Origin of the sequence: Streptomyces sp. cg40, from assembly GCF_050320165.1 — a bacterium.
Lineage (GTDB): Bacteria > Actinomycetota > Actinomycetes > Streptomycetales > Streptomycetaceae > Streptomyces > Streptomyces hokutonensis.
The window spans coordinates 8,685,232-8,708,470 of the sequence record NZ_CP190128.1 but is presented as its reverse complement, the minus strand read 5'-3'; the positions used below and the strand labels follow the sequence as shown (position 1 = coordinate 8,708,470).

The window sequence follows — 23,239 nt, the reverse complement described above, 5'->3', positions numbered from 1 at the left end:
TCTCGCGCCTCACCGGCGCGACCCCGCACGCAGGTCGGTCAGATGCGCGGCGGGCGGGCCTCGTACGGCGTCGAGAGGACCACCGTGGTGCGGGTCGAGACGCCGGCCAGGCCACGCAGCCGGGCGAGCAGTTCCTCCAGTTCGTGCGGCGTGGAGACCCGCACCTTGAGGATGTAGTTCTCGTCGCCCGCGACGCTGTGGCAGGCCTCGATCTCGGGGACTCCGGAGAGGCGGTCCGCGATGTCGTCGGGGGCGCTGGGGTCGAACGGTTTCACCGAGATGAAGGCGGTCATGGGCAGGCCCACCGCCTCCGGGTCGACGACCGCGGCATACCCGCGGATGACGCCACGCTGTTCCAGCCGGCGCACCCGCTGGTGCACGGCCGACGTGGACAGGCCCGTGGCCTTGCCCAGGTCTGTGTAGCTCATCCGCCCGTCCTTGACGAGCAGCTGCACGATTTGTCGGTCCAGCTCCTCCATGGCGCAAGAACTTACATGGCCGCTGATCTCCTCCGATACCTCAGCGGCGCAGGTCATACCCGGTTCGTGATGTGGCGGAGCGCAGTCTGTGAGTCAGCTGGGGACAAAACCGCCGCCCCGGGCATCTGCGGGCGGCATGTGACGAACGCCACAGGTCCCGAACGGTCTCCGTGATGTTCTCGTGATTACCGCGGAGACCGGACGGGAAGTGCTTGCTGTGGTCGAGGCCGCAGCGCCTTCACGGCCCAGCCCAGTAGGGGGAGAAACCCATGCAGAGTCTTAAGCGCCCTGGACGCACCGCGCCCAAGCGGCCGCAGCTCGTCGTCGAGTCCGAGCCGGAGGGCGTCGAACCGGACGGTTTCGAGGCCGACGAACTCGACGAGTACGACACCTTCGAGATGTACCGGGTGATCTGCCCGGACTGCGTGCAGCCCATCGCGCTCCTCGCGGACGAGGAGGTCCTGCCGGAGCACGCGCTGTGCGCCTCGCCGTGGAACCCGTTCGGGCTGACGGTCTGCGCCGGTACGGGCCGCGAGGCGGCCGACGCCCGCTCCGCCGACGAGACCATGGAGCTCCAGGAGCAGGACACCGCGCTGCTGTTGACGCTCCCTCAGGGCCTCGACTGGCGCACGCAGCCCTTCTCGCACGTCGGTGGCCCCAGCTCGCGTCCGATGCGGGTGCCCGACATGCGCCGCGCCGCCTGAGCGCTCTCGCTCAACCCCAGTAGCTGCCCTGCACCATGGCCCGCAGGCTGCCGTGGTGCAGGATCAGTGTGTCCGGGTCCGCCGGGACGGCGCTCTCCCCGAAGTGCACCTGTCGGTAGGCGATGCGCAGCATCACGATCGCGTGCCGCAGCGCCGCGTACAGGGTGTAGAAGTCCATGTCGCGCGGGGTGTGGCCGGTGAGTTCGGCGTACCGGGCCTCCACCCGGTCCCGGCGGAAGAACTCCGGCAGGCCCGCCTGGCCGAAGGCGGCCGTGAGGTCCTGGAAGAAGCGGTGCAGATAGACGGTCCAGCCGAGGTCCACCTCGCGCGGGGCCGGTGCCGCCATCTCCCAGTCGAGGACGGCGACGGGGTCGAAGCCGTCGTAGACGACGTTCCCGATGCGCGCGTCGCCCCAGTTGAGGACCGTCTCGCCGGGGTCGGCCGGCCAGAGTTCCGTGAGCCGGTCGAAGGCGCTCTCGATGAGGGGTGAGCGGGCGAGTCCGTCAACCACCCATTCGTAGTAGGCGCGTTGGAACGCGACGTGCCGGCTCAGGGCGTCGCCGTCGCCGGGGAGTGCGAGGAACTCGGCCTCGGTGGGCGGGACTTGGTCGTGCAGATGAGCGATGAGCGCGACCGAGGCGGCCTCCAGATGCTCCCGCTCCGCGTCGGTCGCCGCGTGCAGCCAATTGCCCTCGTACGTATAGGGCATGACGTCCGGCGGTACGCGACCCTCCACCCGTTCCATCACGAAGAACGGGGCGCCGAGCGGGCCCGGATCCTCCTCCAGCCAGCGGACTTCCGGCACCGGGAGGTCCGTGCGGTCGGCGACCAGGCGCATGGTGCGGAACTGGCGCGGCAGGTCGTAGACCGGGAAGACGGTGTACGCCGCCGGGTCGGCCGCGAGTCTCAACGCGCAGGCGCGCAGGGGTGGTTCGGGGTGTTCGATGTCGAAGAGCAGGGTCTCGCTGGACATGCCGTTCGACGCGGGGACCCGGATGTCGACGGCCTTGGCGCCGGGCAGGCGAGTGTCGAGCCAGGCGGTGAGGCGGTGGGCGAGTTCCTCGGGGTCGCGGGTGGTCGTGCGCGGGCGCGGTGCTGTGGCCATGTGTCAACTCCCCTACGGCGCAACCGAGTCGAAGCCGGTGAAGCCGCTCGGGTCGTGGCGGCCGAAGGAGCCGTGCTCGAAGATGCCGTGGCCCACCTGACCGTCGAGGCGGAAGCGGGCCGCGTGGTCGGTGACTCCGTAGGCGGCGAGCGGGGCCGGTCGGGTCAAGTCGTAGGTGCGCGCGTCGGTCCAGGCGCGGCCTCGCCAGGTGCCGTGCTGCCAGTCGTCGGCGGGTGGGTAGCCGGCGCCGACGGCCAGGGGCGAGGAGGTCAGGATCTCGACCTCGAGTTCCTGCGGTTTGCGGGTGTCCCCGAGGTGGACGAGGGCGCGCTCGGGGTGGCGGGTGCCGGGGCGGTAGGTGATCTCGGCCTGGGGCCAGCCGAGTTGGCGGTCGCGGTGGCCTGGGCGGACGACGGTGGCCTCGTTCAGGGTGCGGTGGCCGTCGGCGTCCTCCTGGACGATCACCATGAGGAAGCGGTCCTCGAAGCGGACCGGGCACCAGATCCAGTGGAAGCCCTCGGTCGGATGGTCCGCGGCGAGCCGGCCGCCCTCCTCGCCGGGGATGGGGCGCACGCCCCAACTGCGGTCACGGGTACCGGTCCAGCCGTCGGCGGTGACCCTGAACTCCTCGCCGCCGGCGCGGATCACGCCCTCCACGCCGCCCGCCTGGACGAAACGGCGCCCTTCGAGGGTGAGCCGGTCGCCGCGGTACTGCACGTGGTGGGGTTCCCAGAGCGCGGGGAACTCGGCGTTCCACGACAGGTCGTACGAGAGGGAGTTGTCGTCGCAGCGCAGGCGCAGTCGGCGCAGTGGCTCCTCGACCTCGATGCGCAGCGGGCCGACCGCGAGGTGCATGCGGTCGTCGCCGAGGGCGTCCGAGGCGCGGACGGCGTGCAGGGTGTCGCCGGTACGGAGGGTGGCGTAGGCGTCGATCACGCCGACGTTGGGGTAGACGCCGAGGCCGAGGATGAGCAGGGCGCGGCCCTCGTGGTCGAGGACGTGGAAGATGCAGCGGTCGTAGGCGTTCCGGTCGCCGGTCGCGACGTGCTTCATCGACAGGGGGACCTGGTGCACGGGGTACTCGTCGAGGGGCACGGGACGGTCGTCTGCCACGGCTAACCTCCCCTGGGGACAGTGGAGGTGACGGTACGTCAGGTAGCGTGCGGTAGCCAGGGGCGGGAGCCGTACGCCGGTGAACTCACGCTCGATTTCCCGCGCCGGTGACCTGCCCGCGGGCTCTTACGTTGCCCTGGTATGACCCCTACATATGCGCCGACCGGGCGTCGGCGCCGTATCTACGTCCCGGCGCCCGCAGAATCGGTTCCGCTGGCGCCGCCGCAGCCGCAGGATCCGCCCATCTACCGTGATCTCATGCGGACTTGGGCCGACCGGGGCCGCACCCTGCCGGGGCGGCACGACCCGGAGTGGGTGCGGCTGGCGGCGCCGCCGGTCGGACTCAGCCGGTTCGGTGGACTTCGGGACCCGCTAGGTGGCGGGCGATGACCATGCGCTGGATCTGGTTGGTGCCCTCGACGATCTGCAGGACCTTGGCCTCGCGCATGTAGCGCTCGACCGGGAAGTCCGCGGTGTAGCCGTATCCGCCGAGCACCTGGACGGCGTCGACGGTGGCCTTCATCGCGGTGTCGGTGCAGTGCAGCTTGGCCATGGCGGCCTGTTTGGCGAACGGCCGGCCCGCGTCGCGCAGCCGGGCCGCCGCGAGGTACAGCGCCCGGCCCGCCTCGATCTGGGTGGCCATGTCGGCGAGCATGAAGCGCAGCCCCTGGAAGTCGGAGATCGGCCGCCCGAACTGCTGCCGTCCGGTCGCGTACGCCACCGCCTCGTCGAGTGCCGCCTGCGCCAGGCCGATCGCGCAGGCCGCGATACCGAGCCGCCCGGAGTCCAGCGCGGACAGGGCGATCGCGAAGCCCTGGCCCTCCTCGCCGAGGCGCCGCTCGTCGGAGACCCGGACGCCGTCGAAGTGGACCTGGGCGGTGGGCGAGCCCTTCATGCCCATCTTCTTCTCCGGCACCGCGCCGCTCAGACCCGGCGCGTCACCGGGCACCAGGAAGGCGCTGATCCCGCGCGCGCCGTCCTCGCCGGTGCGGGCCATGACCGTGTAGAAGTCGGCGATGCCGCCGTGGGTGATCCAGGCCTTGGTGCCGTCGATCACCCAGTCTCCCCCACTCTCGGCTCCGCTCGAGCGGGAGGGGCCCCCACCGTCCCTGACCGCCTTCGTGCGCAGGGACGCCGCGTCGGAACCGGAGGACGGCTCGGACAGGCAGTAGGCGCCCAGCAGTCCGCCACCGAGCATCGCGGGCAGGTACTCGACCTGCTGCTGCTTGGTGCCGTAGTTGGCCAGCGCGTGGCAGGACAGGGAGTGGACGCTGACGCCTAGGCCGACGGTGAGTCGGGCCGCCGCGAGCTCTTCGAGCACCTGGAGGTAGACCTCGTACGGCTGGTCGCCGCCGCCGTACTCGGAGTCGTAGGGCAGGCCGAGCAGTCCGGACTCGGAGAGCAGGGTGAAGACCTCGCGCGGGAAGCGTCCGGCGTCCTCTTCCTCGGCCGCCCTCGGGGCGATCTCGCGCTGCGCGATGTCGCGGACCAGCGAGATCAGATCCCGGGCCTCGTCCGTGGGCAGTTGCCGGTCCACCGGCTGCGGGGCGCGGTCGGGCATGGCGACGCTCTCCTCCCTGTCGGGACATCGGCGGGCGTACGCCTGGGGTCGAGGCGCCTGCGCCGGATATCGCACGGGTACGGCCGCTGCTCCCACTTCCGGGTCTCGGAAGCGGCTGACCAGCGGCTCTGCGCTGTGAGTATGCCCGATCGGAGGTCTGCCGTCACCAGTTAACGACCGCTTACTTCGAGAATAACCCGGTCGTCCGGAACGGGCCGGGAGCGCCCGCTCAGCCGTCCCGGCGGGCCGGGGCCGGCGCCGGATACGTCGGGTCCAGTTCCTCGATGGCGCGCAGGGTGCCGCCGAGGGTCTTCACGAGGAGCTCGCGCATCGTCTCGCGGGACAGGTCGGGCCCGCTGATCCACTCCAGGGTCGCGCCCTCGACGCTGCACACCCAGCCGAACAGGCCCATGCGTGCGAGGCGGGAGATGTCGCTGCGGCCGTACGCCCCGGCGGCGATGGTCTCGACGATGGCGGCGCGGACGCCGTCGCGGATGGCGTGCACCTCGGTGTCGAAGCCGACGCCACCGCTGACGATGGTCCGGTAGGCGGCCTGGTTGTGCTCGGCCCAGCGGAGATAGCTGTCCATCGTGCGCTGTACGCGGTCCAGTTGGGGCAGTTCGTAGCCGCTCGCCGCGAAGGTGACCAGGTCGGCGACGGAGTCGTTGATGATCGCCAGGTAGTAGCCGCGCTTGGACTGGAAGTAGTAGTAGATCAGCCCCTTGGCGACATGGGCCTGCCGCGCGATGTCGTCCATGGACAGCGCGTCGTAGGACGTGTCGGCGAACAACTTCCGGCCAATGGCGATGAGTTCGGCGCGGCGCGCCAGGGAACGCTCGGTACCGCGCGCCCGTGGACGCGCGACGTCACGCTGCTGACTGATTTCCAATTTCGACTCTGGCTCTCCAACTGGGCTTGGTCAACCGCAGTATGGCAGGTCAAGTATGCGTCAGGTCACAGCAGTCCGATTTGAGTCACGAGCATCGCGATCACCACGACGAGGGTCCAGCCCATGACGTGTTCGACGATCTTCGGGCCGTCGCCCTTGGGGCCGCCGGTGCGGGTGCGGGCGCGGACGGCGCCGGCCGATTGTGCGGTCATGGTGGCTCACAGAGGTCGGATGTGCGGTGGACTCCCCCGTTCTGTCCACCTTGCCATCCATATCGCCTTCCGGGCCGGAGACCTTGGTCACAGCCCCGTGATCAGCGCACGCCCACCGCCGCGAGTGCGGTGCGCTGGCGGGCGGTCGGCCGCGCCGGGAAGTAGAGGTAACAGACGCCGCCGGTACCGGAGGAGAGGTTGCCGGAGGCGTTGTACCGCTTGGTGCGCAGCCAGATGTTCTCGAACTCGCGGCGCTTGTAGACGCGGCGGACGGCCGGATCGCTGGGCGAGTTGGGGTCGTTGGCGATCACGTCCCCGGCGGCGGTGAAGCCGATCACGGTCATCAGATGGCCGGCCGTGCCGTACCCCGCGCCGGTCAGCTCGCTGCTGAGGAAGGACTGGGACGTTATGGCCGGGATGCCCGCCGCGATCAGCGTCTCCAGGTCGGTGAGCGAGCCGAGCCGGGTGACCACGCCTTGCAGGTCCCGGTACGTCGCCGCGTAGGCCGCGTTGAACGGCCAGTTGCCGCAGCCGTTGTACTGGTAGTCGTAGGTGAAGCGGGCCGCGTTGTCGACCTGCGGGTCCGCGTAGCTCGGGTCGACCCAGGCCAGTTGCTCCGGGGTGAGCCGGCCGCCCCAGTACTCGATGATCATCTGCGAGGAGGTGGGGCTGCACCAGGCCTCGCCGCCGTTGTCGTACTCGGGGTACTGGCCGGTGTGGATCTCCTGCGAGTAGCGCGGGACGATCAGCTCCCCGGCGAGGCCGGGCGTCGAGGCCGGGACGGTGAAGCGGTCCGGGACGTCCGAGCCCATCGCGCCGAGCCGCCACACGGTGGGGGTGAGCTCGGTGCCCGGCTTGCGGTAGAGGGTCAGGCGCAGTCGGTACGACACGAGGCGCAGGCCCGTGGTCGCGTCGTCGATCGCGAAGGTGTCCGTCCAGACGGCCGACCTGCCGTCCTTCTGGTCGTCGACGGAGGTCCGCCTGATGTCCTGGTCCCCGGCTGCCCAGCGGCCCATCACGTACCAGGGGGTGTCCGTGCCGTCGGAGTACGTGCCGCGCAGTTCGACCTGGATCCAGGTGCCGGCGGGGGTGTGCGCGTTCCAGGAGGCGATGGCCTCCGTCGCGGGGACGGAGAGTCCGTGGACGGGGGACGTCCAGGTCGCGTACTCCCAGCTCGCGGTCCTGCCGGTGTGCGGGTCCGTGTAGTCGACGCTGCCGAGGGCGGTGCCGATGACGAGGCCGGGGCGGGTGCCCGGGACGGCCCGGGTGCCCTTGGCGCTACCGCCGCACCAGTCGTCGTAGGTGGTCCACGCGTGGTAGTCGACCAGGGTCGGGGCCTGGTCCGAGTCGGTTGCGTCTGCGTCGGCGGCGGCGGGGCCGGCCCCGCTCACCACGGCGGCGGCGACCGCGGCGGCCAGGACGGCTCGGCGGGACGGTTGTTCGGCTCTGCTCATGGGCGGAAGACCCCCGGGTGTTCCGAGTCGGGACAAATCGAATGGACGGATGTGCGCCCACTATGGGCACACACGGCTCCCCGCTGCCAGCACTTCGAACCTCGCCACACTCACCAATATTGGTATCGACCACTGGCATGACCTGGGGTGGGAGCGACCGCTCCCTAGACTGTCCCGGCGACCTGCGGCATCACCCACGACCTCCCGGGACCAGTCATGCACGACCTCGCCCGCCGACTCCGCCTCCTTCCCCCGTCCTGTGGCCCGGTCCGGCTCGTCGGTGTCGACGGGCACGCGGGGTCCGGGAAGTCCACGTTCGCCGGGCGGCTGGCCGCGGCCCTGGGCGGGGCGCCCGTGCTGCACCTGGACGACCTCGCCACCCACGACGAGCTGTTCGGCTGGACCGACCGGCTGCTGAGCCAGGTGATCACCCCGCTCGGCCACGGCCGGACCGCCCACTACACCCCCTACGACTGGCACACCCGGCGCTTCGGCACACCCCGCGCTCTGCCGCCCGCACCCGTGGTCCTGATCGAGGGTGTCGGCGCCGGACGCCGGGCGGTACGGCCGTTCCTCGCGCGGCTGCTGTGGATGGAGCTGCCCCGGGACGAGTCCTGGGCACGGGGACGGCTGCGGGACGGGAGTGAGCAACGGGACTTCTGGGACGGGTGGGTCGAGGCGGAGCGCGAACACTTCGCCGAGGACCCTTCGCGACCGCACGCAAACTTCCTGGTACGGCAGTTGCCGAAGGGGTACGAGGTGCTGCCGGGGCCCTCCGGGACGATTGGACCGGACCACGAAATCACCCACGGTGACGAACCGCCCGCAGTGTGCTGAACTTGTGAAGACCGTCATGCTCGAACTTGTCTGAGTGCCTCAACTCGGCTTGACCCAGGGGCCGTACAGGTCTTACGTTCTGGATGTGCGGCCGTTCGGAGCCGCCCAGAGTCGCGAAGCCCCCGGTTGTTCCCCCGTGATCGGGGGCTTCGTTCTGCTCTCAGCCGCTTTTCCGGCCGCTACGAGCCGTGATTTGCTCACCCTGGGTCACCGTCCCGAGTGCGCCCCATCTGCTCCCACCTCGCCAAACGGCCTGTGCGGCACCCTTCGAAGGGCGACTGCCCCGCAGGTACGATGCCCAGGGTGCGACCAACGGACGGCTGCTTCGCGCACCACGGCAACTCCCGTCCGCGGCACAGCGGTTCGACCCAGACTGCCGACGGGCGCCGGCCCGGCGGCGAATCAACGGGGGCACGGTTTGTGGGGGGACGTGATGGACTTCGGCACGCAGGGCCCCGAGGCCCCGGCCGACCTCGCGTGGCTGCGAGGCGTGGACGCCTACACGATGGGCGCTTATCCGCAGGCGGAGGAGGAGTTCCGCACCGCGGTACGGATGGATCCCGGGATGGCCGACGGCTGGCTCGGACTGCACGCGCTGCGCGTCGACACGACGACCGCGCTGCTGCGGATGTACCGGCACCGGGAACGCTTCGGGGAACAGCGCACCAGACACCGCCGTACGCTCAACTCCTGGTACTGGCTCGGCTGGTGGGTCCAGCCCGTGCTGGAGAGCCCGCGCGATCTGCTGCTCGCGCATGCCTCGCACTGGCTGGACGGCCGCCATGTGCCCGAACTGGACCGCGCGTTGGCCGGACTGCCGCCCGTCGACACCGACCACCAGGTCCGCTTCCTGCACGCCTGCCGCGCCTATCTGGTCAAGGACTGGGAGCAGCTGGTCCGGCACACCGATCCACTGCTGAACGACCAACTCCTGGGCATCGAGGCCGGGTTGTTCGGCGGGATGGCCCGGGTCCGGCTCGAGATGTACGGCCAGGCGGAGCCGCTGCTGTCCTCCGCGCTGATGCGCTGCCGCAGCGAACAGCCGCAGCGCAAGGAGTTGCGGTACTGGCTGGCGCGGGCCCACGAGGGCACCGGCCGCAGTGCCGCCGCGCTCCCCCTGTACCGGGCGGTGCACCGCGTCGACCCCGCGTTCATGGACACCTCGGCACGGCTCGCCGCGATCACCGACTCCGACGGGTACGACGGCTCCGAGGACGTCACCGACCTCGCCGCGATCACGCTCTCCGGCGGGCAGGACGCGCTGGAGAGCCCCGACGGACTCGATCCGCTGTTCGGCGCGGAGGGACGCGACCTGAAGCTGTCGGAGCCGGGTCTTCCGCCGACCGGGCCGCTGTCCTCGGCCGCCGACTCCGTGCGCGAGAAGACCTCGGTGCCGGTGACGCCGCCGCCCACCGGGCCCACCGACCCCGTCTTACTCGAGGAGGCGCTCAACGAGCTTGAGCGCATGGTGGGGTTGGAGCCGGTGAAGCGACAGGTCAAGGCGCTGTCGGCCCAGTTGAACATGGCCCGGCTGCGGGCCGGGCAGGGGCTGCCGGTCCAGCCGCCGAAACGGCACTTCGTCTTCTCCGGGCCCTCGGGCACCGGCAAGACCACCGTGGCCCGCATACTCGGCCGCGTCTTCTACGCCCTCGGGCTGCTCGGCGGCGACCATCTCGTCGAGGCGCAGCGGGCCGATCTGGTCGGCGAGTACCTCGGGCAAACGGCCGTGAAGGCCAACGAGTTGATCGACTCCGCGATCGGCGGCGTGCTCTTCGTCGACGAGGCCTACTCGCTCTCCAACTCCGGTTACGGCAAGGGCGACGCGTACGGCGACGAGGCCTTGCAGGTACTGCTGAAGCGGGCCGAGGACAACCGCGACCACCTCGTGGTGATACTGGCCGGCTATCCCGAGGGCATGGACCGGCTGCTCGCCGCGAACCCCGGGCTGTCCTCCCGGTTCACCACCCGCGTCGACTTTCCTTCGTACCGGCCTCTCGAACTCACCTCCATCGGTGAGGTGTTGGCGGCGGAGAACGGGGACGTCTGGGACGAGGAGGCGTTGGACGAGCTGCGGTCCATCGCCGGGCACGTGGTGGATCAGGGGTGGATCGACGAGCTCGGGAACGGGCGGTTCCTGCGGACCCTGTACGAGAAGAGCTGTGCGTATCGGGATCTGCGGCTGTCGGTGTATCCCGGGATGTTGTCTCGGGATGACTTGTCGACTCTGCGGTTGCCGGATCTGATGCAGGCGTATGGAGAGGTGTTGTCGGGGCGGGGGCCTGCGGAGGGCTGAGCAGTACGAGTGCGGGTGCGTTGTGGCTGGTCGCGCAGTTCCCCGCGCCCCTAAAAACGGGGCGCAGGGGGACCTGCGTCAGCTCGGTACCGTCTCTTTCACTTCCGCCGTTCGTGGCTGTGCCGGCACCTCCCGGTGAGCCGGGTCCGTCACCTCGCCCACCAGCAGTTCCAGTACGTCCTCCATCGCCACCAGGCCCAGGACCTTGCCGGATGCGTCGGCCACCTGGGCCAAGTGCGTGGCCGCGCGGCGCATCACCGTCAGGGCGTCGTCGAGAGGGAGTTCGGACCGTAGCGTCGTCATGGGGCGCCAGATCTGTTGCGGGACCGCCCTCTCGGACTCCTCCAGGTCCAGGACGTCCTTGACGTGGAGGTAGCCCATGAAGGCGCCGGTCTCCGCCGCGATCGGGAAGCGGGAGTAGCCGGTGCGGGCGGTGAGGGCGACGATCTCGCCCGGGGTGACCGAGGGGCTGACCGTGACCAGGTTCTCGCGGCGCAGGAGGACGTCGGTGACCGGGCGGGAGCCCAACTCCAGTGCGTCCTCCAGGCGTTCCTGTTCCTCGGGGTCGAGGAGGCCGGCCTGGCCCGAGTCCTCCACCAGGCGGTTGAGCTGTTCGCTGGTGAAGACGGCCTCGACCTCGTCCTTGGGCTCGACGTGGAAGAGCCGCAGGATGGCCTGGGCGACGGCGCCGAGGGCGATGGTGATCGGCTTGCAGACCCGGGCGAAGGCGACCAGGCCGGGGCTGAGCCACATCGCGGCCTTCTCCGGCGCGGCCATCGCGAGGTTCTTCGGGACCATCTCGCCGATGACGAGGTGGAAGAAGACCACGGCCGCCAGGGCGAGGATGTAGCCGAGGGGGTGGATCATGCCCTCGGGCAGGTGCATCCACTCGAAGACCGGCTCCAGGACGTGCGCGACCGTCGGCTCGGCAACCGCGCCGAGCGTCAACGAGCAGACGGTGATGCCGAATTGGGCCGCCGCCATCATCTGCGGCAGGCGCTCCAGGCCGTAGAGGACCTGGCGGGCGCGGGCCGTGCCGAGGGGTTCGATCTGGCTGCGGCGGACGGAGACGAGGGCGAACTCGGCGCCGACGAAGAAGCCGTTGGCGAGTACCAGGAGTACGGCGAAGAGGAGTTGGAGGACGGTCATCGGGCCGCCTCCACGGCGTTCACGGCGGGAGCCGTGCGGACCAGGCGGACCCGTTCGGCGCGGTAGTGGCCGACCTGGCGCACCGAGAGCCGCCAGCCGGGGAGTTCGGCCTTGTCGCCGGGGGCGGGGATGCGGCCGAGGAGGTCGGCGACCAGTCCGGCGACCGTCTCGTACGGTCCTTCGGGGACGTCCAGGCCTATGCGCTGGAGGATGTCGACGCGGCAGCTGCCGTCGGCGTCCCAGGCGGGCTTGCCGTCCTCGGACGGAGCCGCGGCGAGTTCGGGTACGTCCTGGCCGTCGTGTTCGTCGCGGACCTCGCCGACGAGTTCCTCGACGATGTCCTCCAGGGTGACCACTCCGGCCGTACCGCCGTACTCGTCGACGACGACGGCGATCGGCTGCTCGCTGCGCAGCCGGGCCAGGAGGGGCTGGACGGGCAGGGTCTCGGGGACCAGCAGCGGGGACTTGGCGATGCTGGTGACGGGGGTGCGGAGCCTGGCGTGCGCGGGCACGGCCAGGGCGTCCTTGAGGTGGACCATGCCGACGATCTCGTCGATCTTCTCTCGGTAGACCGGGAAGCGCGAGAGACCCGTGGCGCGGGTCAGGTTGACCACGTCCTCGGCGGTCGCGGACGACTGGAGCGCGCTGACCTTCACGCGCGGGGTCATGACGTGCTGTGCGGTCAACTCGCCCAGCGACAGGGTCCGTACGAAGAGATCGGCCGTGTCCTGTTCCAGGGCGCCGGCCTGCGCGGAGTGCCGGGCCAGGGAGACGAGTTCGCCGGGGGTGCGGGCCGAGGCCAGTTCCTCGGTGGGCTCGACGCCCAGGGCTCGGACGAGCCGGTTGGCGACGGTGTTCAGCGCGGAGATCACCGGGCGGAACAGCCGGGCGAAGGCGTGCTGCGGTGCGGCGACGAAGCGCGCGACCTGAAGGGGCCGCGACACCGCCCAGTTCTTGGGCACGAGTTCGCCGATCACCATCTGCACGGCGGAGGCGAGCAGCATGCCGACGACCACGGCGACACCGGAGACGGCGCCCTCGGGGATACCGATCGCGCTGAACGGGCCGTGCAGGAGCTGGGCCAGGGCCGGTTCGGCGAGCATGCCGACGACCAGGGAGGTGATGGTGATGCCGAGCTGGGTGCCGGAGAGCTGGAAGGACAGCTCCTTGAGCGACTCGACGACCGTGGCGGCCCGTCGGTCGCCCTCGGCGGCGGCCTTCTCGGCCTCGGGGCGCTCCACGGTGACGAGCCCGAACTCGGCGGCAACGAAGAAGCCGTTGGCCAGAATCAGCAGGATCGCCGCTCCCAGGAGCAGCAGGGGGATGGTCATGCCGCCGCCTCGATATGTCGGGAGGGGGCGGCGCAGGTACTACAGGACGATCCGTCCATCGCTGGAGGGAGTCACTCCTCGGGTCGCAGGGTGCCTCTGGGAACAGGGGGGAACCTCGGTGGCGGAGGCGGGAACGAAAAACGCCACCGACAACAGATTAATCAAGACATGGCCATCTACGGCAGATCCCTTGTCGAGTGGGCTTCGGCGAGCGCCCGCAGAGTGCGCGCGTCGGCGATGGCCCGCTCCTTGGCGATGCCGGGCTGGATGCCGAGCACGGGGAGGCTCGTGCCGTCGCTGAGGTTGAGGAAGACCCAGGGGTCGCCGGGCCGCAGGTTCACCTGGAGGATCTCGGCCCACTCCAGACGGCGCCTGCTGGCGATGTTGACGACGGTGACACCAGTCTCGTCGGCGACGACCTTCACGCGCGCGAGCACGGCCAGCACGGCGAAGAGCAGGGCTCCGGTGAAGACGAAGCTGAGCTTCTCCCCCGGGCCGAGCTGTTCCAGGAGCAGTGCGACGGCCGTGATGACGACGAAGATCGCGGCGCCCGCGGTGAGCAGGACGGCACGGGTGCGGCCCGGCCGGAACGTGACCGGCAGGGCGGGGAGTTCGGACATGGTCGCTGTGGTCCTCGGCGTGTTCCTGGACGTGTTGCTCGGAGTGTTTCTCAGAGACGGCAGGCGTGGATAGCCGTCGTCAGGATGGCCCGGGCACCGATGTCGTACAGGTCGTCCATGATCCGCTGCGCCTCCTTGGCGGGGACCATCGCGCGGACGGCGACCCAGCCCTCGTTGTGCAGCGGGGAGACGGTCGGGGACTCCAGGCCGGGGGTGAGCGCGACGGCCTTCTCCAGCTGCTCGACCCGGCAGTCGTAGTCCATCATCACGTAGGTCCTGGCGACCAGGACGCCCTGGAGGCGGCGCAGGAACTGCTGGACCTTGGGCTCCTCGACATCGGCGCCCTTGCGGCGGATGACGACGGCCTCGGACTTCATGATGGGGTCGCCGAAGACCTCGAGTCCCGCGTTGCGCAGGCTGGTGCCGGTCTCGACCACGTCCGCGATGACCTCGGCCACGCCGAGTTCGATGGCCGTCTCCACGGCGCCGTCGAGGTGGACGACGGAGGCGTCGATGCCGTTGTCGGCGAGGTGCCCCGCGACGATGCCCTCGTACGAGGTGGCGACCGTCTTGCCCTTGAGGTCCGCCACACTGCTCGCCGCGCCGGGCTTGGAGGCGAAGCGGAACGTGGAGCGGGCGAAGCCGAGCGGGAGGATCTCCTCGGCGGAGGCGGCGGAGTCGATGAGCAGGTCGCGGCCGGTGATGCCGATGTCGAGGCGGCCCGACGAGACGTAGATCGCGATGTCGCGGGGGCGGAGGTAGAAGAACTCGACCTCGTTGACCGGGTCGACGATCCGCAGTTCCTTGGACTCCCGCCGCTGCTGGTAGCCGGCCTCATGCAGCATGTCCGCCGCAGGTCCTGACAGGGAACCCTTGTTGGGGACGGCGATGCGCAGCATGAGGTCGGCTTCCTTCGCGTGAAATGGGGTGAGGTGTCGCAAACGGTTCTGAAGGTGTTCTTACAGGTGGGCGTAGACGTCGTCCAGCGAGATTCCGCGGGCGACCATCATCACCTGGACGTGGTAGAGCAGCTGCGAGATCTCCTCGGCAGCCGCCTCCTTGCCCTCGTACTCGGCGGCCATCCAGACCTCGGCGGCCTCTTCGACGACCTTCTTGCCGATGGCATGGACGCCCTTGCCGACCAGCTCTGCGGTGCGGGAAGTGGCGGGGTCGCCCGTGGCGGCCTTCTGCTGGAGCTCGGTGAAGAGCTCCTCGAACGTCTTATTGGACATGATGTCCCAACACTACAGAGTTGGCGGCACACCTCATCGCCAGGGTTCGGATACTGAGCGGAGGGTGGCCGCCGTCGCCACGGCCGCCGTCACCGCCTCGTGCCCCTTGTCCTCGTTCGAGCCCGCAAGGCCGGCCCGGTCCAGGGCCTGCTCCTCGGTGTCGCAGGTCAGGACGCCCATGCCGACGGGGACTCCGGTTTCGACGGAGACCTGGGTGAGTCCCTGGACCACGCCCTGGCACACGTACTCGAAGTGCGGGGTGCCGCCTCGGATGACGACGCCGAGGGCGACGATCGCGTCGTAGCCCCGGCCCGCCAACACCTTTGCCACGACCGGGAGTTCCCAGCTGCCGGGGACCCGGAGCAGGGTCGGCTCGTCGATCCCCAGGTCGTGCAGGGCGCGCAGGGCGCCGTCCACCAGACCGTCCATCACCTTTTCGTGCCACTGCGCCGCGATGACGGCGACCCGCAGGTCTCCGACGTTGCGTACGGACAGTTCCGGTGCGCCCTTGCCGCTCACGTTCTCTTGTCTCCTAGAAGTGTGATTGCCGTAGAAGTGCGATTGCGCGGTTACTGGTTGCCGCAGGTGGACACGGGGGCCGTGTCCAGCCAGGGCAGGTCGTGGCCCATCCGGTCCCGCTTGGTGCGCAGGTAGCGGAGGTTGTGCTCGCCCGCCTGTATCGGCATCGGCTCGCGGCCGGTGACCTTGAGGCCGTGCCGGACGAGCGCGTCGGTCTTGTCGGGGTTGTTGGTCATCAGGCGCAGGCTGCGGACGCCGAGGTCCTCCAGGATCTGGGCGCCGGCGCCGTAGTCCCGGGCGTCGGCGGGCAGGCCGAGTTCCAGGTTGGCGTCGAGGGTGTCCCGGCCGCGCTCCTGGAGCTCGTACGCCCGGAGCTTGGAGAGCAGGCCGATGCCGCGCCCCTCGTGGCCGCGCAGGTAGACCACCACTCCCCTGCCCTCCTCCTGGATGCGCTCCAGCGAGGCCTCCAGCTGGGGGCCGCAGTCGCAGCGCAGGGAGTGGAAGACGTCGCCGGTGAGGCACTCGGAGTGGACGCGGACCAGAACGTCCTCGCCGTCGCCGATCTCGCCGTGGACGAGGGCGACGTGCTCGACGCCGTCGACGGTGGAGCGGTAGCCGTAGGCGGTGAACTGGCCGTGGCGGGTGGGGAGTTGGACCTCGGCCTCGCGGCGGACGGTGGGTTCGGCGGTCCCCCGGTAGGCGATCAGGTCCTCGATGGAGATGATCGTCAGGCCGTGCTTGCGGGCGAACGGGATCAGTTCGGGGAGGCGGAGCATCCGGCCGTCCTCGCCGGCGATCTCGACGATCGCGCCGGCCGGGCGCAGTCCCGCGAGGCGGGCGAGGTCGACGGCGGCCTCGGTGTGGCCGTTGCGCGTCAGCACGCCGCCGGAGCGGGCGCGCAGCGGGAAGATGTGGCCGGGGCGGACGAAGTCGTCGGCCTCGACGGCGCCGCTCGCCAGGAGCCGGAGCGTGGTCGCGCGGTCGGCGGCCGAGATACCGGTGGTCACACCGTGGGCGGCGGACGCGTCCACGGAGACGGTGAACGCGGTCTTCATCGACTCGGTGTTGTCCTCGACCATCTGCGGGAGCCGGAGCCGGTCCAGCTCGTCGCCCTCCATGGGGGCGCAGATCAGGCCTCGGCACTCGCTCATCATGAAGGCGACGATCTCGGGGGTGGCCTTCTCGGCGGCGATGACGAGGTCGCCCTCGTTCTCGCGGTCCTCGTCGTCGACGACCACGACCGGGCGGCCGGCCGCGATGTCGGCGATGGCCTGCTCGACCGGGTCGAGGGAGAAGTCCTCGAAACCGTCGGTGCTGTACAGGATCGGTGCCGCTGTCATGCCGGCGCTCCTTCCAGGACGGGCTGCGGGGCCTTGCGGGAGCGCAGCCACCAGTCGCGCATGCCCCACAGGACGAGTGCGCCGTAGATGACGTAGACGAAGCCGGAGAAGGCGAAGCCGTTGGCGAAGTTGAGGGGGACGCCGACGAGGTCGACCAGGAGCCAGGCGAACCAGAACTCGACCATGCCGCGGGCCTGGGCGTACATCGCGACGATCGTGCCGACGAAGATGTACGCGTCGGGCCACGGGTCCCAGGAGAGGGACGGGTACGCCTTGAAGAGGGCGGCCACCGCGACCGTCCCCACGGCGGCGGAGCCGACGAGGATCGCGCGCTCGCGCCAGGTGGCGAAGCGGGGGGTGATGTGGCCGTCGCCGGACTGGCCCTTGCCGCGGTTCCACTGCCACCAGCCGTAGACCGCGACGACCATGACGACGATCTGCTTGCCTGCGCTGCCGGAGAGGTGGGCAGTGGCGAAGGCGGCGAAGAGGATCACGCCGGAGACGAACTGGGTGGGCCAGCTCCAGATCGAGCGCCGCCAGCCGAAGGCCAGGGCGATCAGGCCGACGACGTTGCCGATCATGTCCGACCACTTGATGTGCTGGCCGAACAGGACGAAGGCCTCGGAGTTGAGCCAGTTCACGGGGTCACCTCGCGGTCGCCCATGAGCCGCTCGACGTACTTGGCGATGACGTCCACTTCGAGGTTGACCGGGTCGCCGGGCTGCTTGAGGCCGAGCGTGGTCAGGTCGAGGGTGGTGGGGATGAGGCTGACCGTGAAGTAGTCGGGGCCCGCGTCGACGACGGTGAGGCTGATGCCGTCGACCGTGATGGAGCCCTTCTCGACGACATAGCGCGTGAGGTCGGCGGGGAGGGAGATCTTGACGAGCTCCCAGTTCTCGGACGGCTTGCGCTCCAACACCGCGCCGGTGCCGTCGACATGGCCCTGCACGATGTGTCCGCCGAGGCGGGCGCCGAGGGCCATGGGGCGTTCGAGGTTGACGCGGGAGCCGACGGCGAGGGCGCCGAGGCTGGAGCGGTTCAGGGTCTCGGCCATGACGTCGGCGGTGAACTCGTCACCCTCGTGCTCGACGACGGTGAGACAGACGCCGTTCACGGCGATGGAGTCGCCGTGCTTCGCGCCCTCGGTGACGATCGGGCCGCGCAGACGGAAGCGGGAGGCGTCGTCGAGACTCTCGACGGCGGTGACCTCACCCAGCTCTTCGACGATTCCGGTGAACACTTCCCGGGTCCTCCTGCCACATCGGGGCACGGACTCCGGGGCCTGTCGAAGACGACAGAATGAAACGAACGGAAGCACCGAGAACGACGCCGGACAGAGCCCGTCCACACAGGACGAGCCGATACGGCGGCGCGCACGAATGCCCGCCCGCCGCGCACTGCCTCCCATCCGGACTTTAACCGTCGGTCCAGGAATTTCACCTGGTCAACCGGCCGCTGAACTACACGGACGGGTCGCGGACTGTAACCGCCGGTTCGGACTTTCACCGACCCCGGAGTGCGCTGCTTCTGGTACATGGCAAGTGTGCCACGCCTGGCAAGGGTCCATCCAGGTGAAGTGTGTGGGGTGGCTCACAGAGGGTGTCGATGGACTTCTCAAGCGGCCCTCACCTGCTGGATCATCTGGTCTAGTCCTTTTCCGGATCACCCGGACAGGACACCTCTGGACCGGTCCGGCGGTGGTGACGACGGCCCTTGCCCACCGCCGGGCCCCTCAGCCGGACAGACCCGGGCTCCTCAGCCGAACAGGTCGTCCTGCGCACCGTCCTGGGCCGTCAGCAGCGCGCCGCGGAGGACGGCCGTATCGCCGAGGACGCTGGGGCGCACCTCCACGGACAGCGGCGACATACCGGCGCTCCGCTCGGCCACACGTACGGCGAGTACGTCGCCACCGGCCTGCCCTACCTCGCCTCCGAGGACCACGCACCCGGGGTCCAGCAGCGCGACGACGGACGCGACGCCCAGGGCGAGGCGATCGGCGAGGGTGTCCAGGAAACGGGCGGCGCGGACATCGGCCACCGTGGCGACCGCCCACCGCACGACCTGCGCCGCGGTCGCCATCTCTCCCTCGCCGGCGACGTCCAACACCCCGCAGTCCCGGGCCAGTTCGAGCACCGCCGCCGCGCCGGCCAGCGAGTGGAAGCCCCCTTCGCAGTCCGTCGCCGACGGAAGTCCCCGCGTGCCCGGCACCGGCAGGAAGCCGAGCTCGCCCGCGCCGCCGGACGCTCCCCTGCGCAGTGCGCCGTCCAGAACCACTGCCGCGCCGATGCCCATGTCCAGCCAGAGGAGGACGAAGGTGTCCCGGTCCCGGGCCGCGCCGTCGCGCATCTCCGCCAGGGCCGCGAGGTTGGTCTCGTTCTCGACGACGACGCGGGCGTCGGGCAGCCGCTCCTGAAGGGCGCCCACCAGGCTGCGGTGCCAGGCCGGCAGGCCGGTGGTGTCGCGGAGTTCACCCGTGGCCGGGTCGATCAGACCGGGGGCGCCGATGCCGACGGTGTGCAGACTGCCCCACTCGCGTACGGACTCGGGTCCCCGAACTCCCGTCGCCCCAGGCCCGGTTGAGCCGGTCCCCGCCTCCTTCACCGCGCGCTCCACCAGGGCGACGGCCTGTTCCACCGCCGGTCCCGTCCCCGCGTCGGCGTCGATCGGCACGGACGCCTCGGCCAGGACCCGGCCGACCAGGTCGGAGACGAGCACGGAGACGCTCTCCAGGCGGACATCCAGCGCGGCCAGATGGGCGCGGTCGCCGACGATGCCGTACAACCGGGCGTTCGGGCCCCGCCGTTGGGCTCCCGACTCGCCGACCATCTCGATCAGTCCGGAGGCCGTGAGGCGTTCGACGAGGTCGGCGACGGTGGGCCGGGACAGTCCGGTGAGCTGCTTCAACTGCCCTGCCGTCAGCGGGCCTTCGCGCTGCAACAGGCGCAGGGCGAGCCGGTCGTTGATGGCCCGGGCGGTGCTCGGGGATGCGGGCATGCCGGGAATCCTCCCAGATCGAGGGGGTGCGGCTGGCGGCCGGTAATTCTCTATCTATCAGGCAGGGTTCCTGATAGTTTACGCGACGCAGCTGGGGGCGGGGACGGGATCCGAACAGCAGGAGGGGCCGGAGAATGAGCGAAGTGGTCTACGACCGACACGAGGTGAAGCGCGCCCGGTACGCCGTGGCGGCCGTCTTCACCGTGCACGGCGCGGTCACCGGCTCCTTCGCGACCCGGGTGCCGTGGATCCAGGAGCACGCGCATGTCGCCGCCGGCTGGCTCGGTTTCGCGCTCGCCTTCGGGGCGTTCGGCGCCTCCTGCTCGATGCCGCTGGCCGGTTGGATCACGCACCGCTTCGGCAGCCGTACGGCACTGCGCGGGCTGATCTCCATGTGGACGATGTCCCTGATCCTGCCGTCCCTCGCGCCGAACCTGGTCACGCTGTGCCTGGCGATGTTCACGTACGGGGCGAGCGCGGGCATGGCCGATGTCGCGATGAACGCGCTCGGGGTCGAGATCGAGCGCCTCATGGACAAGTCGATCATGTCGAGTCTGCACGGGATGTGGAGCGCGGGCGCCCTGATCGGTTCGGCGGGCGGCACGCTGGCCGCGCATCTCGGCTCGGACGCGCGCGTGCACCATCTCATCGCGGCCCTGATCCTCACCGTGCTCGGCGTGACCGCCTGTCGCTGGGTGCTCGACATCCAGCCGGGGGTGGAGGAGGAGGCCCCGCCCCGGTTCACGCTGCCGCCCCGGTCGGCGCTGCTCATCGGTGCGGTGGGCTTCTGCGCGGTGTTCGCCGAGGGGGCCAGCCTGGACTGGTCGGCGGTGTATCTGCACGACCAGTTGGGCACGTCGGCCGGGCTGGCGGCGGCCTCGACGACCGGTTTCATGCTGACGATGGCGGTGGCCCGGCTGGTGGGCGACGCGGTGGTGAACCGCTTCGGCTCGGTGCGTACGGTCCGCGCGGGCGGGGTGCTGGCCGTGTGCGGCGGGCTGCTGATCGTCGTCGCGGACAGTCCGGCGCTGGCGATGGGCGGCTTCGCGCTGCTCGGTCTGGGCATCGCCGTGGTCGTACCGCTGTGCTTCGCGGCGGCGGGTCACAGCGGGCCGAACCCGAGCCAGGCCATCGCGGGCGTGGCCACCATCACCTACACCTCCGGGCTGATCGCGCCGAGCCTGATCGGCGGGGTCGCGCAGGCGACGAGCCTGATGGTGTCGTTCTGCCTGGTCACGGCGCTGGCCGGTGGGCTCGCGGTCTTCGCGGGCGTACTGCGCGCCGGCGACCGGGACCGCCCGAAGGTCAGTTCTCCGAGCGCAGCAGTGCCCGACCGGCAGCTCTGAAGCCCTCACTCCAGGGCGCGGGGCGCAGCGTCCCGGCATCCAGCCGGACCAGCACGCGGGTGCCGGTCGCGTACGTCACCGAGCCGTCCGCCGAGCAGAGCCGGAAACCGTACGTCAGTCCGGTCGTGCCGAGCCGGTCCAGCCACAGGTGGACGGCGTACGTACCGGGCTTGGTGACCGGTGCCTCGTAGCTGATCAGCAGCTCCTTCACTACGTTGCACGCGTCACCGGCACTGGCCCAGTCCCCGTCGAAGCGGACACCGTGCTCCTCCCACAGCTCGGTCCAGGCCCGCTCGACGAGCAGTGGGTACCGGGCGTTGTGCAGCATGCCGAGGGCGTCGAGGTCGTCGAAGTGGACGGTGACGGGGATGAGCCGGCCGTGGGCGAGGACGGTGGCGGACGGACTTTCGACGGTCACGGCGGGGCTCCCGAGCGGTGCTGAGTGGGGCGGTGGAGACTGTGGGGACGCCCCATTCTAAGCGACCGCTCAGGAACCCCTGTTCGAGAGGGCCGAGGCCGGGCGGGCCGGTGAACCGATGACGCACAGGTCCTCGCGCCCGTGTCAGCCCGCGATCGAGTCCAGTTGTTCGGCCGCCGGGCGCAGTGCCCACAGGTCGCCGCCCGGCGGCACCTCCAGCTTCGGTACGGCAGCCCTGGCCTGTGCGTCGCCCGCGTCGGCCGCCGCGTGGACGATGTCGCTCGCCGCGTAGCGGTAGAACTCCAGCTCCGGGTGCGGCCATGCGGCGGCTCCGGTCGCGGCGGGGAGCAGATAGTCGACGGCCTTCAACAGGCCCTGGCCGTCCGGGCCTTGATAGGTCCACAGGTTCACGCCGACATGCCGGCCGATGGCCGCGAGCCGGGTGTAGGCGACCAGGTCGAAGGTCGAGTAGTGCCAGCTCCGGGTCCGCGCCAGCTCCTGCGGCTGGCTGCCGTCGCCCGCGATCTGCGGGTCGATGCGTTTGGCGCGCGCGTCCAGCACGGTGCGCTTCGCCAGCGCCTTGTCGCCGGTCGCGTAGGCGAGGGCGGCGAGCTGCATGTCGTAGAACGTGCCGTGGTTGTTGGCGGCGGCGCCCTCCTCCTTGCCGAAGGCGCTGTTCCTCAGCCAGCCGAGGAAGTCGGAGTTCCACTTGGTCATCGCCGTGCGGTCGGTCTTCGTCCAGCCGGGGGCGCCGGTGCCGAGGATCGCGAGGGCGTCGACGACGCTGGTGTACGACTGGGAGAAGTCGATGATGCCGATGGCGCGGCCGTCGTACTTGCAGGGGATGAACTGGGCGTGGTTCAGGTTGGGGTTCATCCTCGTGGCCGGGTCGAGGAACCAGGTGCGCAGGACCTGGCCGGCCTTCCGCGCGTAGCGCTTGTCGCCGGTGTAGTACCAGGCGAGCGTGAGGTCGTACGTCGAGTCGAAGACCTTCTCGACGTCCTGGCGGTCGGTCCCCGTGTCGACCTCGGGGTTGCGCTGCCCGTCGCGCTGCACGTACGGGCAGCCCCAGGGGTTGTCGGCGGTCGGGGTGGTCGTGGGCCACCAGTACGGGGCCTGGCTCAGGTAGTCGTGAACATCGCCGCCGGGGGCGGGTTTCGGCTTGTCCACGACCGTCCAGGGGCCCTGGTCGAGCCAGTTGTCGGCGCGCGTCGTCAAGTTCCGCAGGACGCGCCGGAGTTGGGGGTCGCCGTGGTCCAGGCGGAGCTTGGTCTGCTGGAGGCGGGCTCCGTCGAGGACGGCGGTGTCGGGGGCGGCCGACGCCGGGTGCGCCGAGGCGGCGGGGACGAACACGGCGGTCAGCGTGGCCACCGCCGCGAGCAGGACACCCAGTCGGGGTCTCGCACTCACCAGGGATCTCATCGGTGCACTCACCAGGCGACTCCGATCATAAATGTGAACGCAGTTCATGAGTGGGACCATTTGAGCGTAGAACTGCCAGGTACGCGTGGCAATGGTCCGGACCGCCTTCATGTACGGAGACGGTGAGCCTCGCAGCGGATCTCAGACCCGGCGGCGCCCGCCGCCCCGCTTTCGCATCGGCGTACGGGTCTTTCGCACGGACGCGGTGTCGGGCGGGACCG

23 protein-coding genes and 1 riboswitch are annotated in these 23,239 nt (G+C 70.4%); of the genes, 4 read left to right on the top strand and 19 right to left on the bottom strand.

Going from position 1 to position 23,239, the window contains the following annotated elements; translation table 11 throughout:
* Positions 1-38: 38 nt before the first annotated feature.
* A complete protein-coding gene (locus ACQHII_RS39395; RefSeq protein ID WP_043683290.1) occupies positions 39-479 on the bottom strand; it encodes an Lrp/AsnC family transcriptional regulator in 441 nt (146 codons plus the stop codon).
* 269 nt (positions 480-748) lie between these two features.
* On the opposite strand from ACQHII_RS39395, the gene ACQHII_RS39390 reads away from it, so the two are divergent.
* Positions 749-1,183: a hypothetical protein gene (locus ACQHII_RS39390; RefSeq protein ID WP_427923723.1), complete on the top strand. Its 435-nt coding sequence runs from the start codon at positions 749-751 to the stop codon at positions 1,181-1,183.
* 10 nt (positions 1,184-1,193) lie between these two features.
* Here ACQHII_RS39390 and ACQHII_RS39385 read toward each other — a convergent pair whose 3' ends face one another.
* The 6 genes from ACQHII_RS39385 to ACQHII_RS39360 form a co-directional block, all read right to left on the bottom strand.
* The gene (locus tag ACQHII_RS39385) at positions 1,194-2,288 is read right to left on the bottom strand and encodes a phosphotransferase family protein (RefSeq protein WP_427923722.1); all 1,095 of its coding nucleotides are present in this window, start codon (positions 2,286-2,288) and stop codon (positions 1,194-1,196) included.
* Positions 2,289-2,300: 12 nt separating this feature from the next.
* Entirely contained in the window at positions 2,301-3,401 is a 1,101-nt protein-coding gene (locus ACQHII_RS39380; RefSeq protein ID WP_427923721.1) for a hypothetical protein, read from the bottom strand.
* Between the two features lie 343 nt (positions 3,402-3,744).
* Positions 3,745-4,962 carry an acyl-CoA dehydrogenase family protein gene (locus ACQHII_RS39375; RefSeq protein WP_427923720.1) on the bottom strand — a complete coding sequence of 406 codons (1,218 nt, stop codon included), beginning with the start codon at positions 4,960-4,962 and terminating at the stop codon, positions 3,745-3,747.
* Between the two features lie 229 nt (positions 4,963-5,191).
* On the bottom strand, positions 5,192-5,851 hold the full coding sequence (locus tag ACQHII_RS39370; protein WP_427923719.1) for a TetR/AcrR family transcriptional regulator: 660 nt from the start codon (positions 5,849-5,851) through the stop codon (positions 5,192-5,194).
* Between the two features lie 65 nt (positions 5,852-5,916).
* Positions 5,917-6,063, bottom strand: coding sequence for an SCO1431 family membrane protein (locus ACQHII_RS39365; RefSeq protein WP_427923718.1), 147 nt, complete (start codon positions 6,061-6,063; stop codon positions 5,917-5,919).
* Positions 6,064-6,164: 101 nt separating this feature from the next.
* Complete coding sequence (locus ACQHII_RS39360; protein ID WP_427923717.1) at positions 6,165-7,517, bottom strand: peptidase C39 family protein; 1,353 nt, start codon at positions 7,515-7,517, stop codon at positions 6,165-6,167.
* A 216-nt stretch (positions 7,518-7,733) separates the two neighbouring features.
* On the opposite strand from ACQHII_RS39360, the gene ACQHII_RS39355 reads away from it, so the two are divergent.
* Positions 7,734-8,354 carry a uridine kinase family protein gene (locus ACQHII_RS39355; protein ID WP_427923716.1) on the top strand — a complete coding sequence of 207 codons (621 nt, stop codon included), beginning with the start codon at positions 7,734-7,736 and terminating at the stop codon, positions 8,352-8,354.
* Positions 8,355-8,787: 433 nt separating this feature from the next.
* Positions 8,788-10,647 carry an AAA family ATPase gene (locus ACQHII_RS39350; RefSeq protein ID WP_427923715.1) on the top strand — a complete coding sequence of 620 codons (1,860 nt, stop codon included), beginning with the start codon at positions 8,788-8,790 and terminating at the stop codon, positions 10,645-10,647.
* Between the two features lie 78 nt (positions 10,648-10,725).
* Here ACQHII_RS39350 and ACQHII_RS39345 read toward each other — a convergent pair whose 3' ends face one another.
* From ACQHII_RS39345 to ACQHII_RS39300, 10 genes are all read right to left on the bottom strand, one after another.
* Entirely contained in the window at positions 10,726-11,796 is a 1,071-nt protein-coding gene (locus ACQHII_RS39345; RefSeq protein WP_427923714.1) for a hemolysin family protein, read from the bottom strand.
* Positions 11,793-13,127 carry a hemolysin family protein gene (locus ACQHII_RS39340; RefSeq protein WP_427923713.1) on the bottom strand — a complete coding sequence of 445 codons (1,335 nt, stop codon included), beginning with the start codon at positions 13,125-13,127 and terminating at the stop codon, positions 11,793-11,795. Before ACQHII_RS39340 ends, ACQHII_RS39345 begins: the two co-directional genes overlap by 4 nt.
* A gap of 176 nt (positions 13,128-13,303) precedes the next feature.
* Complete coding sequence (locus tag ACQHII_RS39335) at positions 13,304-13,747, bottom strand: PH domain-containing protein (RefSeq protein ID WP_427923712.1); 444 nt, start codon at positions 13,745-13,747, stop codon at positions 13,304-13,306.
* A 50-nt stretch (positions 13,748-13,797) separates the two neighbouring features.
* Positions 13,798-14,646, bottom strand: coding sequence for an ATP phosphoribosyltransferase (gene hisG, locus ACQHII_RS39330; protein ID WP_427923711.1), 849 nt, complete (start codon positions 14,644-14,646; stop codon positions 13,798-13,800).
* A gap of 60 nt (positions 14,647-14,706) precedes the next feature.
* Positions 14,707-14,979, bottom strand: coding sequence for a phosphoribosyl-ATP diphosphatase (locus tag ACQHII_RS39325; protein WP_018534786.1), 273 nt, complete (start codon positions 14,977-14,979; stop codon positions 14,707-14,709).
* 33 nt (positions 14,980-15,012) lie between these two features.
* Entirely contained in the window at positions 15,013-15,498 is a 486-nt protein-coding gene (gene ribH, locus ACQHII_RS39320) for a 6,7-dimethyl-8-ribityllumazine synthase (RefSeq protein ID WP_399122321.1), read from the bottom strand.
* 50 nt (positions 15,499-15,548) lie between these two features.
* Positions 15,549-16,838, bottom strand: coding sequence for a bifunctional 3,4-dihydroxy-2-butanone-4-phosphate synthase/GTP cyclohydrolase II (locus tag ACQHII_RS39315; RefSeq protein WP_427923710.1), 1,290 nt, complete (start codon positions 16,836-16,838; stop codon positions 15,549-15,551).
* On the bottom strand, positions 16,835-17,479 hold the full coding sequence (gene pnuC, locus ACQHII_RS39310; RefSeq protein WP_427923709.1) for a nicotinamide riboside transporter PnuC: 645 nt from the start codon (positions 17,477-17,479) through the stop codon (positions 16,835-16,837). The genes ACQHII_RS39315 and pnuC overlap by 4 nt, the downstream gene beginning before the upstream one ends.
* Positions 17,476-18,078, bottom strand: coding sequence for a riboflavin synthase (locus tag ACQHII_RS39305; protein ID WP_399122318.1), 603 nt, complete (start codon positions 18,076-18,078; stop codon positions 17,476-17,478). Before ACQHII_RS39305 ends, pnuC begins: the two co-directional genes overlap by 4 nt.
* 150 nt (positions 18,079-18,228) lie before the next feature.
* Positions 18,229-18,362: riboswitch (FMN riboswitch) on the bottom strand.
* Between the two features lie 231 nt (positions 18,363-18,593).
* Entirely contained in the window at positions 18,594-19,832 is a 1,239-nt protein-coding gene (locus tag ACQHII_RS39300) for an ROK family transcriptional regulator (RefSeq protein WP_427923708.1), read from the bottom strand.
* Positions 19,833-19,966: 134 nt separating this feature from the next.
* Between ACQHII_RS39300 and ACQHII_RS39295 the strand changes: the two genes are divergently transcribed.
* Complete coding sequence (locus ACQHII_RS39295; RefSeq protein WP_427923707.1) at positions 19,967-21,178, top strand: MFS transporter; 1,212 nt, start codon at positions 19,967-19,969, stop codon at positions 21,176-21,178.
* Here the strand turns inward: ACQHII_RS39295 and ACQHII_RS39290 are convergent.
* Both ACQHII_RS39290 and ACQHII_RS39285 read right to left on the bottom strand, forming a co-directional pair.
* The gene (locus ACQHII_RS39290; protein WP_427923706.1) at positions 21,138-21,596 is read right to left on the bottom strand and encodes an acyl-CoA thioesterase; all 459 of its coding nucleotides are present in this window, start codon (positions 21,594-21,596) and stop codon (positions 21,138-21,140) included. The two genes, ACQHII_RS39295 and ACQHII_RS39290, sit on opposite strands and share 41 nt — an antisense overlap.
* A 144-nt stretch (positions 21,597-21,740) precedes the next feature.
* The gene (locus tag ACQHII_RS39285) at positions 21,741-23,006 is read right to left on the bottom strand and encodes an alginate lyase family protein (protein ID WP_427923705.1); all 1,266 of its coding nucleotides are present in this window, start codon (positions 23,004-23,006) and stop codon (positions 21,741-21,743) included.
* Positions 23,007-23,239: the final 233 nt, after the last annotated feature.